Consider the following 12221-nt stretch of genomic DNA (forward strand, 5'->3'; position numbering starts at 1 on the left):
GTGACTTTCGTACTGCTATGCCCCCGCAGCGGCGCCGAGGTGCTCGCCGCGGAATACGCCGACTTCCTCAGCTACAGCGGCCTCACACCCGCCGAGCTCGAACAGCGACCGCTGGATAACCCCAGCGCCGACCTGGGAAGCTTCGATGGCGTGGAGGGCGTGTTCATCGGCGGCTCGCCGTTTACAATCACCCGCCCGGTCGACGTGGAGTGGCAGGAAGCGATCTCGCAAAAGCTGGTGGATTTCATCGAGATCGAATCCGAACGGCAGCGCTTCGGCATCTTCTCCACCTGCTACGGCACCTCCATGCTGGCGCACTACCTGGACGGCGAGGTCAACAGTAAGTACTCGGAATCAGCGGGCACCAGCGAGGTTTCTCTTACTGACGCCGGGCGCGTCGACCCCATCACCGGTGCGCTCCCCGACCGCTTCACCGCGCTGACGGGTCACAAGGATTCCGTGGTGCGCGTGCCCGAGGAAGCCACGCTGCTGGCCACCGGCGAGACCTGCCCGGTGCAGATCTACCGCTACCGCGAGAACGTCTGGACCAGCCAATTCCACCCGGAGATGGATGCGGCGGGTATCACCCGGCGACTCAGCTTCTACGAGGACGAGGGCTACTGCGACCCCGCGGAGATAGCGGAGACCTACGCCCGCTTCGAGGGGCAGGATACGGCGGCGGCGAATTCGCTGCTGCGGCGCTTCGTGGAGCACTCCCGCAGCTCGCTGGGGATGGTAAGCTAGCTGGCTGGGCTAGGCCAGCTCGACGATCTCCATGTACTCGTCGCTCCATAGGTCCTCCACCCCGTCGGGCAGCACGATCACCCGCTCGGGCTCCAGGGCCTTCACCGCGCCCGGGTCGTGGGTGACCAGCACGACCGCGCCGGTGTAGGTACGCAGCGCGTCCAGCACCTGCTCGCGGGACTGCGGATCCAGGTTGTTGGTTGGCTCGTCCAGGAGCAACACGTTCGCCCGGGAGCTGACGAGGGTGGCCAGGGCCAGGCGAGTCTTCTCGCCGCCGGATAGAGTGCCGGCAGGCTGCTCCAGCTGCTCGCCGGAGAACATGAACGCGCCCAGTAGACCGCGGAGGTCCTGCTCGCCGGCATCGGGGCAGGCCTCGATGGCGTTGTCCCAGACCGACTTGTCCGGGTCGATCGTGTCGTGCTCCTGTGCAAAGTAGCCGACCTTCAGGCCATGGCCTGTGACAATGCCGCCCTCGCCGTCGGTGCGTTCCACTCCGGCTAGCAGCTTCAGCAGGGTGGTCTTTCCCGCGCCGTTGAAGCCGAGCACCACCACGCGGGATCCCTTATCGATGGCTAGATCCACCCCGGCGAAGACTTCCAGGGAGCCGTACATCTTGGTCAGCCCCTTGGCGTTCATGGGAGTTTTGCCGCACGGTGCTGGCTCCGGGAAGCTGATGTTGGCCACGCGGTCCTCGACGCGAATCTCGTCCAGATTGCCCAGCATCTTTTCCGCGCGGGCGGCCATCTGCTTAGCGGCCTTCGCCTTGGTGGCCTTCGCTCCCAGCTTCTCGGCCTGTTGCTTCAGCGCGCTGGCCTTCTTCTCTGCGTTGGCTTTCTCGCGGCGCCGGCGTGCCTCGTCGGTCGCGCGGGCGTCCTTGTATTTGGTCCAGCCCATGTTGTAGACGTCTGCTTCTCCGCGGACCGCGTCGAGGAACCAGATTTTGTTGCAGACGTCATCCAGCAGTTCTACGTCGTGGCTGATCATGATCAGCCCACCCTCGTGCTTTGCCAAAAAACCGCGCAGCCAGGTGATGGAATCCGCGTCCAGGTGGTTGGTCGGCTCGTCCAAAAGGAGGGTGGTCTGCGAACGACCGGATCCTGCGGTGGCCGCAAAGAGGATCTGCGCCAGCTCCACACGGCGGCGCTGACCACCGGAGAGAGTCTTTAGCGGTTGGTCTAGCACCCGCTCGGGTAGTCCCAGCGAGTCGCAGATCTGCGCGGCCTCGCTGTCGGCCTCGTAGCCTCCGAGGGCGTGGTATTTCTCTTCCAGGCGGCTGTATTTGAGGATCGCTGCATCGCGCTGGCTAGTGGATTCGCTCGTCTCCATGATCTCCTGCTGGCGTTCCATGGAGTGCCGGATGCGGTCTAGTCCACGCGCGGAAAGCACTCGGTCGCGCGCGCTCTGCTCGATGTCTCCCTCTTTGGAGTCCTGTGGCAAATAGCCCATTTCGCCACTGCGCGTGACGGTGCCCCCATAGGGTTCGCCCTCGCCCGCCAGGATGCGCATGGTGGTGGTCTTACCCGCACCATTGCGCCCGACCAGGCCGATGCGATCGCCGGGCTGCACACGTAGATGCTGCCCAGGGGCGTTCAGCAGGGTTCGAGCCCCCACTCGAACCTCGAGGTCATTAGTAACAATCACAAGGAAGAAGCCTATCAGCCATCCCCGTCGGCGACCCTTCCCACCCCATGAACACCGGAGTCGCGCTGCCCGGGTCCCCCATACTCCCGAGTCGCAGCCGGCGTGTGCCACCGACGGGGTTGTCTTCTTCTCGTGCCCCACCTTTCGGTATGTTCGTACCGAGTAGGACAACGTTTATGTTAGAAACTGGTTTTGATGCCCGCAGGTCAAGCGTTACACCTGATCTGTGGCCTGTCCCCCAAACCCTAAACTTAAACCTGAGCTTGCAAAGCTATTTATTCTATTAGGTGCGTCTTATATCTATAGGTAAATCATTCAGGCGCAAAAGATTCCTGAAGAAAAGATGAGTAAAACACGGCTGTGTAAGTTCGGGGGTAAGGATCCCACATCGGAGGTAAGTAGTGACCCAACAGCTTGTGCTTAAAGGCCTCGGGCCAGCCGGTGCACTCCTGGCCATTCGAGCTGCACAGCGCGGTTTTCACATCACCGCTTATGATCCTGCCTTCGATGTGCACAGCTCTACCCCCTTTCCCGGCACCTATGGGGTGTTCTCCACGCAGATTCCCTCGTGGGCCGACCACCTATTTGCCGCACCTGAGTCTTTGGAGGTCGTCGCAGGTACTCCCCTGAACCGCCGCACCCTAGGGTTTAGCTATCGAATGCTGGACCAGGCGGCGGTAGTCGAGGCCTTGCGTGCCGCGCGTGTGCGGATCGAAGCCAAACCACTTCCGGAGGGAACATCTGCCGTCGACTGCACCGGCGCCCCACGGACGGACACCGCGCTGTGGCAATTGGCGGTCGGCTGGTTCTTGCCTCTTACTGAGGCCCTTTCAGAATCCACCCCCACATTCATGGATTGGACCGGGACGGCTACCCAGGCCGGAGATTGCCCACCTAGCTTTTGCTACATCCAGCGCACCGACGAAGGCTGGCTTTTCGAGGAGACCATCTTGGCGGCGCATTGCAGCGCTGTCGCAGTGAAACAGGAAGAAGTATTCGAGGTACTGCGGGCGCGACTGGCAGACCGCATAGGCACCCAGACTGTACTGCGCGAAGAACGGGTCGCGATCCCGATGGGGACCAGGCGGCGTCATAAAGAAAGAAAGTTTGGCGCCGCGGCTGGGTTTATCAATCCGGCGACGGGCTACTCGCTGGGGCATGCCATGGAGTCTGCCAACGATTTCCTAGACGGCAAACGCGCTGGCGGGTGGCTGGCGTACGTGCTGCGCCAGGTCGGTGGGGAGCTCATCGCGCGGGCGGACGGTGCCACGCTGCAGGACTTCTTCGGGCACTTTTTTGCCCTGGAATCGCGGGCACAGCTGGCCTATTTAAGCGGGCGCGACGGGCTGGCCGTGGCGCGCACGATGTGGGCGCTCAGGAAGGGAACCGGGCTGCGCCACGAGTTCCTCCGTCCTCTATACCACCAGCCCTGGTCGGTGGGACGGGCGGTGTGTAAGAGGCTGTTCTCGGGTTAGACCGTGAAGCCGAGGAAGCGCAGCTGCTCGCGGCCTTCCTCGTTGATCATGTGCGGGCCCCAGGCCGGGCTCCACACCCAGTTGATCTGCAGGTCGGAGACCTCGTCGACGTTGTTGATCACAGCATCGCGCGCCTGATCCTCCAGCACGTCCTGCAGCGGGCAGGCCGGGGAGGTTAGGGTCATGTTCAGTACTGCGGTCTTGTCCTCGATCCAGATGTCGTAGACCAGGCCCAGGTCGATGACGTTGATGCCGAGCTCCGGGTCGATAACGTCCAGCAGGTGCTCCTCGACCTTGCCAGCCAGCGCCATGTCCTCCGGGCTGCGCTCTGACGGCCCCTCCGGGGCCTTGTCCAAAGGCGAGGGATCCATCTCCGGGGCGGTGGGTTCTGCGTTCTCAGTCATGGTGTGTTCCTTACTCTGTGTTGGTGTTAGCGCTCACGCCGGCCTCGGTGGCAGCGGCCTCGAAGGCCTTCCAGCCGAGCAGGGCGCACTTCACGCGGGCGGGGTACTTGGAGACACCCGCGAAGGCGATGCCGTCGCCGATGATCTCGTCATCGCCTTCGACCTTGCCGCGGGAGGTGACCATGCGCTCGAACTCCGCAAGCTTGGCGAAGGCTTCCGCAACGGGCCGGCCGACCAGCTCCTCGGCCATGACGGACGTGGAGGCCTGGCTAATGGAGCACCCCACAGCGTCGTAGGAGATGTCCTCGACCGTCTGGTTGTCCTCGCTGAGGTGCAGGCGCAGCGTGAGCTCGTCGCCGCACGAGGTGTTCACGTGGTGCACCTCGGCCTCGAAGGGCTCGCGCAAGCCCGCGTGCTGCGGGTGCTTGTAGTGGTCCAGGATTACTTCCTGGTACATCTGCTCAAGTTTCATAGGGCCCTAGTATCCTCTAGTACTTTCCTCAATCGCCGTTCTTACGCCGTGCCGAAGAACTCTTGCGCCTTGCGGATGGCGGCGACCAGCGCGTCGACTTCCGAAAGGTCATTGTAGATGTAGAAGCTGGCGCGGGCGGTGGCCTGCACGCCCATGCACGTGTGCACCGGCCATGCACAGTGGTGGCCCACACGGATGCACACACCCTGATCGTCGACGACCTGACCCAGGTCGTGCGGGTGGATCCCCTCCACGACGAAGCTCAGGGCACTACCGCGATCCTGCGAGTCGGTGGGACCGATGATGCGCAAGCCCTCGATGGTTTGCAGCTGCTCCAGGGCGTACTCCGTCAGCTCCGCCTCGTGCGCGGCGACCTTGTCCATACCCAGTTCCTCCAGGTACTTCACGGCTGCACCCAGGCCCACGACCTGAGAAGTCATCTGCGTGCCCGCCTCGAAACGCTGTGGAGCCTCAGTAAAGGTCGTGCGCTCCATCGTGACCTTCTCCACCATCGATCCGCCGGTCAAGAAGGGCGGAAGCTGGTCGAAGTGCTGTGCCTTACCGTAAAGGACGCCGACGCCGTTAGGTCCCAGCATCTTGTGGCCGGAGAAAGCGGCGAAGTCCACGTCCAGTTCGTGGAAGTTTACGGGCATGTGTGGCACGGATTGGCAGGCGTCCAAGACAAAGATTGCCCCAACTTCGCGGGCGCGGCGCACGGCCTCCTTGACGTCCAGCACGGCGCCGGTGACGTTCGACTGGTGAGTCAGCGCAACCACCTTTGTGCGCTCGCTGAGATCCAGGCTGTCCAGGTCGATGCAGCCATCCGAAGTGGCGGAATACCACTTCAAGGTCGCGCCGGTGCGCTGTGCGAGTTCCTGCCACGGGACCAGGTTGGCGTGGTGCTCCAGTTCGGAGACGACGATCTCGTCGCCTTCGGTGACCTGCAACTCCCCCGCCCGAGCGTCGCCCAGGATGTGAGCGACCTCGTTGAGCGCTTCGGTGGCGTTCTTGGCGAAGGCGATCTCCCGGTCCTCGGCGCCGACGAAGGCGGCGATGGCCTCACGAGCCGATTCGTAGGACTCGGTGGCCTCCTCCGCGATCTCGTAGGCACCGCGGTGCACCGGAGCGTTATGGGTTGTCAAAAACTCCCGCTCCGCATCCAACACCTGCACCGGCCGCTGGGCGGTAGCTCCGGAATCCAGATACACCAGCTTCTTCCCATCGCGCACGGTGCGCGAGAGAATCGGGAAGTCGCTGCGGATCTTCGCGATGTCCAGGGAACTGTTGGAACTCACAAGTTCACACTTTCTGCCCAGTTCGGGCTGAACCGAGCAAGGTTTCGTTGGGATTAGACGGATGGGAGTGGGTAAAGCGCTGGCCTAGATGAACTTGTCGTAGCCCTCGGCCTCGAGCTGCTCAGCCAGCTCCGGTCCACCGGATTCCACGATGCGACCGCCGGCGAAGACGTGCACGTGGTCGGGCTTCACGTAGTTCAGGATGCGCTGGTAGTGCGTGATCATTACCACGCCGCCGTTCTCGCGCTCCTGGTAGCGGTTGATGCCCTCGGAGACGACGCGCAGTGCGTCGACATCCAGGCCGGAATCGGTCTCGTCGAGGATTGCGAACTTCGGCTTCAGCAGACCCAGCTGCAGGATCTCGTGGCGCTTCTTCTCGCCACCGGAGAAGCCCTCGTTAATGGAGCGCTCGGAGAAGGACGGGTCGATCGCCAGCTCTTCCATCGCACCGCGGGCCTCCTTGACCCACTCGCGGATCTTCGGTGCCTCGCCGCGCACGGCGGTGGCGGAAGAACGCAGGAAGTTGGCCATGGAAACGCCCGGCACCTCGGTCGGGTACTGCATGGCCAGGAACAGGCCCGCACGGGCGCGCTCGTCGACCTCCATATCCAGCAGTTTCTCGCCGTCCAGCAGCACCTCGCCCTCGGTGATCTCGTAGCGCGGGTGGCCAGCGATGGCGTAGGAGAGGGTGGACTTGCCGGAGCCGTTCGGGCCCATGATGGCGTGAGTCTCACCGGAGTTGATGGTCAGGTTCACGCCGTGCAGGATCGGCTTCGGATCCTCGTTCTCGTCGGCGGGGACGACCTGCGCGTGCAGGTTCTTGATTTCCAGAGTGCTCATGGTGTGTAAAAAGCTTTCTTTGGGTGTTTGACGGGTTGAATGAATTTATAGAACCGTGTGCTGCAGCTCGGCCTCGACCTTGTCCTCCAGCAGCTCGCGGATGGACTCTTCCGGGATGCGCTTGATGACGTCGGTGAAGAAACCACGGACGATCAGCATCTTGGCGCTAGCCGGGTCGATGCCACGGGACTGCAGGTAGAACATGTGCTCGTCGTCGAAGCGACCGACGGTGGCGGCGTGGCCTGCGCCGACGATCTCGCCGGTCTGAATCTCCAGGTTCGGCACCGCATCAGCGCGGGCGCCGGAGGTCAGCAGCAGGTTGTTGTTCTTCTCGTAAGTGTCGGTGCCCGTGGCATCCGGGCGGATCAGCACGTCGCCAATCCACGCCGTGCGTGCCTCACGGGCATCCTTGCCCTTCTCCGGCTCGCCCTGCAGCGCACCCTTGTACAGCACGTTGGAGCGGCAGTTGCGGATCGAGTGATCCACCAGCAGGCGCTGTTCGAAGTACTGACCCGCATCCGCGAAGTACAGACCCAGCAGCTCAGCATCGCCACCGGTGTCCGTGTAGCGCACGTGCGGCACGGAGCGCACCACGTGGCCACCGAAGGCTGCGTAGTAGTGGCGAACGGTTGCATCGCGGCCAACCTGGATGTGCGAGTTCGACAGGTGCACCGCATCGTGGTTCCAGTCCTCGAAAACCACGGTGGTCAGCTTCGCACCGGTGCCAACGACGAACTCGACGTTGTCGGAGTGCGCGCCGGAGCCCTCGTAGCGGACGAACACCACGGCCTCAGCGTGGGGCTCGAGCTCCACGACCAGGGTGCCGTAGGAGACCTCGTCCTCCCCCGGGCCGTCGACGGTGATGGTCACCGGAGCCTTCAGCGCCGCATCCTTGGAGATGTGCACGTAGTCCGCGGACTCGGTGTTTTCCCACGCCTGGGCTGCGGCACGATCCACGGGAGCACCCGCACGGCCGAGGCGCTCGTCGCCCGGCTCCAACTGCTCGACGGTCACGCTGGGGGCGTCATCATCAGAAACACCGACGGCGACGGCAGCGCGCTTGTCAGCTACGGCCGAGCCATCGTGCAGGCCGCGCAGCTCACGCAGCGGGGTGAAGCGCCAATCCTCATCCTTACCGCGCGGCACGGAGAAGTCCGCGGCCGAGAAGGAGGTGAAACGGTCACCCTTGGTCTGGTGATCCGTACCAGCCTGGACCGGTGTGATAGTCGCTTCGGTTTCGTTGAGTTGGGTGGTCATTTGGTTTAACCCACCGATCCTTCCATCTGCAGTTCGATTAGACGGTTGAGCTCCAGGGCGTACTCCATGGGCAGCTCCTTGGCGATGGGCTCCACGAAGCCGCGGACGATCATCGCCATTGCCTCTTCCTCCTCGATGCCGCGGGACATCAGGTAGAACAGCTGATCCTCGGAGACCTGGGAGACGGTGGCCTCGTGGCCCAGCGTCACGTGGTCGTTACGAATGTCGTTGTACGGGTATGTGTCCGATCGAGAGATGGAGTCGACCAGCAGCGCGTCACACTCGACATTCGAAGCGGAGTGGTGCGCATCCTTGTTCACCTGCACCAGGCCGCGGTAGGCAGCGCGGCCACCGGCGCGGGCGACGGACTTGGAGACGATATTCGAGCTCGTGTGCGGAGCCATGTGCACCATCTTCGCGCCCGTGTCCTGGAACTGACCCTCGCCAGCGAAAGCCACGGAGAGCACCTCGCCCTTCGCGTGCGGGCCGGTCATCCACACGGCCGGGTACTTCATGGTCACCTTGGAGCCGATGTTGCCGTCGACCCATTCCATCGTGCCGCCCTCTTCGCACTTGGTGCGCTTGGTGACGAGGTTGTAGACGTTGTTCGACCAGTTCTGGATCGTGGTGTAGCGGCAGCGGCCGCCCTTCTTCACGATGATCTCGACCACTGCGGAGTGCAGGGAGTCGGTCTTGTAGATCGGTGCGGTGCAGCCCTCGACGTAGTGGACGTAAGCGTCCTCGTCGACGATGATCAGCGTGCGCTCGAACTGACCCATGTTCTCGGTGTTAATGCGGAAGTACGCCTGCAGCGGGATGTCCACGTGCACGCCCTTTGGCACGTAAATGAAGGAACCACCGGACCAGACGGCCGTGTTCAGCGCGGAGAACTTGTTGTCGCCGGCCGGAATCACGGTGCCGAAGTACTCCTCGAACAGCTCGGGGTACTCGCGCAGTCCGGTATCGGTATCAACGAAGATCACGCCCTGCTTTTCCAGATCCTCGCGGATTTGGTGGTAGACAACCTCGGACTCGTACTGGGCGGCCACGCCAGCTACCAGGCGCTGCTTCTCGGCCTCTGGGATGCCCAGCTTGTCGTAGGTGTTCTTGATGTCCTCCGGCAGATCCTCCCAGGTCTGAGCCTGCTTCTCGGTGGAGCGGACGAAGTACTTGATGTTGTCGAAGTCGATATCGCTGAGGTCCGCGCCCCACGTCGGCAGCGGCTTCTTGTCGAAGATGTCCAGAGCCTTCAGACGGCGCTTCAGCATCCATTCCGGCTCGTTCTTCTTCGCGGAGATGTCGCGGACGACGTCCTCGTTCAGGCCGCGGCGGGCGGAGGCGCCGGCGACATCGGAATCGTGCCAGCCGTAGCCGTACGCGCCGATGGAATCGATAATCTCTTCGTCGGTCTGGGGTTTAGTTTCAGGTGTTTGTGCAGCTTGAGTCATGGTTAACTTTCCTTCTTGGGGGAAGGGTCAATGGTTCTAAGCGGAATATAGGTGGTGCAGACACCGTTGCCGTCGGCGATTGTCGCCAAAGGCTGAGTGTGCTGTCCCAGCAGCTCTGCAACCACCCGGTGCTCCGCCGCGCACAGTTCTGGGAACTCGTGAGCGACATCTTGGATCGGGCAGTGATGACGGCAAATCTGTACGCCACCGCCTGCGTGACCGACAGTGGCAGCGTAGCCCCTCTTGGTCAATGCATCGGCAATAGCCTGGGCCTTGGCGGCTACGTCCGCGTCGGAGTCGGAGACGTCCTCCAGCAGATCGTTGATGCGCTGAGCGGCGAAGTCCTCCACCGCTTCCTCTCCGCCAGCAGAGCGAAGAGCGCGCAGCGCCAGCAAGGCGAGCGTGTCGTAATCATGTCCAAACTCCGCCCGGCCTTCGTCGGTCAGCCTAAAGAGCTTGGCGGGCCGTCCACGTTGCCCGGAACGAGGTGCCTCGACGACCTCGGCGAGGCCGTCGGAGACGACGTTGTCTAAGTGACGCCGAACGCCGGCGGCGCTTAGCCCAAATGCCTCGCTTATGTCCGATGCGCTCACCGGACCGTGGCGCAGCACGTGCAGAAGAATGCGGTGCCGCGTGTCGTGCTCTGGAGTGGGCTGGGTTGCCCGCTCCTCAGATGTCCGTGCCACGCTAGTACCTCCTTTAGCTTCTGTTAGAGTGCGCCTGTGCAACTTAAAGTTGTGCCTACATGATTAGACAACAAAAGTGTGTCGTAAATATTCCCGCTTGTCTACTAAGGTAACCCTGCCTAACTGTCACAGAGCTCGCGCGTTTTCTTTGTGGCGCTGGTCACGGCCATGGCTGAAGAAGATTGTCTGAGGCATTCGGTAGTATCTGCACCTATGACTACCCCCACCTCAGCCACCCCGAGCTCGTCTCGGGGGTCGCGTCTCCTGGCGCCCTGGCGGAGGATCCAGGAGCAATTGCCTCAACTGGGCCTGGCGGGGTCGCGTTCGGCACAGCTGCACTCCGAGTCTGACGGCGACAATGTGCCGGAGAGCTCCCTGCAGCTCCAGCCCCTGAGCCGCGCCCTTTCTATGCGGCTCTACGCTGCCGTTTTCCTCGGCGCCCTCGGCACCATGCTGATCACAGTCGGCGGCCTGGGCGCCGGCGCGTTCCCCGTGATTCACAATCCCTATTGGGACTTCCCCGGCGTGAACACGCTGGCGCGGATGCTGCATTCCACCACCGTTCTGGTTTTCGTGGGCATCGGCTTCCTGGTCTACGGCTGGTTGCTGCTTTTCACCTTCGCCGTCTCTGCATCCGGCAGACCCAATCACCCAATCCCAGTGCGGACCTACTGGCGCACCTTCTTCGTATGGGTCACCCCGCTTATGGTCACCCCGCCGCTGTTCACCCAGGACATTTACTCTTACCTGGCGCAGGGAGCGATCGCCGCGAAGGGCTGGGACCCCTACAGCGCCGGACCGGTAGACCTGCTGGGCATCGACGATCCCTTGGCCCGTTCCGTGCCGCTGATGTGGGCGCACTCCCCCGCCCCCTACGGCCCGGTGGCGCTGGGCTATGGCGAGGTCATTTCCATGCTGACCGGCAACTCCATCATCCTCGGCATCGTGCTTCACCGGTTGGTGGCCATTCTGGGGCTGGCGTTAAGCGGCTGGGCGCTCGTCCGGTTGGCGCGGCGTTGTGGCGTGTCCAGTGGAGCTGCGTTGTGGCTGGGTGTGTTGAATCCGCTGGCGATCCTGCACCTGGTCGGTGGCATCCACAACGAGGCTGCCCTGATCGGCCTTCTGCTCGCAGGCCTGGAGCTTGTGCTGCGCGGCGTGGATAACGAAGAGCGCCCCCTCACCAGCCGCTGGATACTCATCATCGGCGGGTTTGGCCTGATCACAATGGCCGGCCTGGTCAAAGTCACGGCCTTCATCGGCTTGGGCTTTGCCGGTGTCGCACTCGCCCTCTGGTTCGGCGGGCGTCTGGTGGATCTCTTCTCTGCTGCGGCCGTCGCCGTAGTGGTCGCAGTTGTAACCTCCGTCGCATTCTCCCTCTTCACCGGGGTCGGCTTCGGCTGGATCGCTTCCCAGGGTGGCGCTGCGGAGATCATCTCCTGGATGTCGATCACCACCTCCCTCGGCCTGACCTCCGGCGCGCTCGGTGCCCTCTTGGGGTTGGGCGATCACACCGATTCGGCGCTGATCATCTTCCGCACCCTCGGTCTGCTCGTGGGTGCGTTCTGGGTCGTTCGCATGCTGTGGGCCTCTTTCCGCGGCCGTATCCACCCCGTAGGCGGACTGGGCGTGGCCACCCTCATCCTGGTGTTCTTCTTTCCCGTCGTTCACCCCTGGTACCTCCTGTGGGCGATCCTCCCCCTCGCGGCCTGGGCGAACCGGCGGGCGTTCCACCTCACGGCCGTGATCTACTCGGTGGTGTTCAGCTTCTTCATCCTCCCCCGCGGACTTTCCCTGCCTACCTCCACCGTGATCTACATCTACGCGATGAGCCTCGTGTTCTTCCTGGTAGCGCTGGTGATCCTGCGGGCTCTTGCGGCCCGCAACGCAGATCTGGCCGAGGCCCTGTCGTTTCGCTCCGACAAACTCCGGCGAGCAGTAGCCGCTACTACGTAAAACGCT

Annotated in this window: 11 protein-coding genes; 3 read left to right on the forward strand and 8 right to left on the reverse strand. The window is 63.0% G+C overall.

The window, feature by feature from the left end; translation table 11 throughout:
* Positions 1 to 744: a glutamine amidotransferase gene (locus tag MHX66_RS00540; RefSeq protein WP_239198426.1), complete on the forward strand. Its 744-nt coding sequence runs from the start codon at positions 1 to 3 to the stop codon at positions 742 to 744.
* A 9-nt stretch (positions 745 to 753) separates the two neighbouring features.
* Here the strand turns inward: MHX66_RS00540 and MHX66_RS00545 are convergent, their stop codons facing one another.
* Positions 754 to 2385, reverse strand: coding sequence for an ABC-F family ATP-binding cassette domain-containing protein (locus MHX66_RS00545; RefSeq protein WP_239198429.1), 1632 nt, complete (start codon positions 2383 to 2385; stop codon positions 754 to 756).
* 401 nt (positions 2386 to 2786) lie between these two features.
* Between MHX66_RS00545 and MHX66_RS00550 the strand changes: the two genes are divergently transcribed.
* Positions 2787 to 3860: a lycopene cyclase family protein gene (locus tag MHX66_RS00550; protein WP_239198432.1), complete on the forward strand. Its 1074-nt coding sequence runs from the start codon at positions 2787 to 2789 to the stop codon at positions 3858 to 3860.
* On the opposite strand, the gene MHX66_RS00555 is transcribed toward MHX66_RS00550, so the two are convergent.
* The 7 genes from MHX66_RS00555 to MHX66_RS00585 form a co-directional block, all read right to left on the reverse strand.
* Positions 3857 to 4264: a metal-sulfur cluster assembly factor gene (locus MHX66_RS00555; protein ID WP_239198435.1), complete on the reverse strand. Its 408-nt coding sequence runs from the start codon at positions 4262 to 4264 to the stop codon at positions 3857 to 3859. The two genes, MHX66_RS00550 and MHX66_RS00555, sit on opposite strands and share 4 nt — an antisense overlap.
* Positions 4265 to 4274: 10 nt before the next feature.
* On the reverse strand, positions 4275 to 4736 hold the full coding sequence (gene sufU / locus MHX66_RS00560; protein ID WP_239198438.1) for a Fe-S cluster assembly sulfur transfer protein SufU: 462 nt from the start codon (positions 4734 to 4736) through the stop codon (positions 4275 to 4277).
* 41 nt (positions 4737 to 4777) lie between these two features.
* A complete protein-coding gene (locus MHX66_RS00565; protein ID WP_239198441.1) occupies positions 4778 to 6031 on the reverse strand; it encodes a cysteine desulfurase in 1254 nt (417 codons plus the stop codon).
* 84 nt (positions 6032 to 6115) lie between these two features.
* Entirely contained in the window at positions 6116 to 6871 is a 756-nt protein-coding gene (gene sufC / locus MHX66_RS00570; protein ID WP_239198444.1) for a Fe-S cluster assembly ATPase SufC, read from the reverse strand.
* A 45-nt stretch (positions 6872 to 6916) separates the two neighbouring features.
* Entirely contained in the window at positions 6917 to 8128 is a 1212-nt protein-coding gene (gene sufD / locus MHX66_RS00575) for a Fe-S cluster assembly protein SufD (RefSeq protein WP_239198447.1), read from the reverse strand.
* Positions 8129 to 8133: 5 nt separating this feature from the next.
* Entirely contained in the window at positions 8134 to 9576 is a 1443-nt protein-coding gene (gene sufB / locus MHX66_RS00580; RefSeq protein ID WP_034987621.1) for a Fe-S cluster assembly protein SufB, read from the reverse strand.
* Between the two features lie 2 nt (positions 9577 to 9578).
* On the reverse strand, positions 9579 to 10262 hold the full coding sequence (locus MHX66_RS00585; RefSeq protein WP_239198450.1) for a metalloregulator ArsR/SmtB family transcription factor: 684 nt from the start codon (positions 10260 to 10262) through the stop codon (positions 9579 to 9581).
* Between the two features lie 213 nt (positions 10263 to 10475).
* On the opposite strand from MHX66_RS00585, the gene mptB reads away from it, so the two are divergent.
* The gene (mptB, locus tag MHX66_RS00590; RefSeq protein WP_239198453.1) at positions 10476 to 12215 is read left to right on the forward strand and encodes a polyprenol phosphomannose-dependent alpha 1,6 mannosyltransferase MptB; all 1740 of its coding nucleotides are present in this window, start codon (positions 10476 to 10478) and stop codon (positions 12213 to 12215) included.
* The last annotated feature ends 6 nt before the right edge of the window (positions 12216 to 12221 follow it).

It is taken from the genome of Corynebacterium sp. ACRPH (genome assembly GCF_022347285.1).
Classification (GTDB): domain Bacteria; phylum Actinomycetota; class Actinomycetes; order Mycobacteriales; family Mycobacteriaceae; genus Corynebacterium.

Excerpts from the sequence above, each read along its gene's own strand:
- MHX66_RS00555 (WP_239198435.1), bottom strand. The coding sequence starts at position 4,264 with ATGACTGAGAACGCAGAACCCACCGCCCCGGAGATGGATCCCTCGCCT.
- sufU (WP_239198438.1), bottom strand. The coding sequence starts at position 4,736 with ATGAAACTTGAGCAGATGTACCAGGAAGTAATCCTGGACCACTACAAG.
- sufC (WP_239198444.1), bottom strand. The coding sequence starts at position 6,871 with ATGAGCACTCTGGAAATCAAGAACCTGCACGCGCAGGTCGTCCCCGCC.
- sufD (WP_239198447.1), bottom strand. The coding sequence starts at position 8,128 with ATGACCACCCAACTCAACGAAACCGAAGCGACTATCACACCGGTCCAG.
- sufB (WP_034987621.1), bottom strand. The coding sequence starts at position 9,576 with ATGACTCAAGCTGCACAAACACCTGAAACTAAACCCCAGACCGACGAA.
- mptB (WP_239198453.1), top strand. The coding sequence starts at position 10,476 with ATGACTACCCCCACCTCAGCCACCCCGAGCTCGTCTCGGGGGTCGCGT.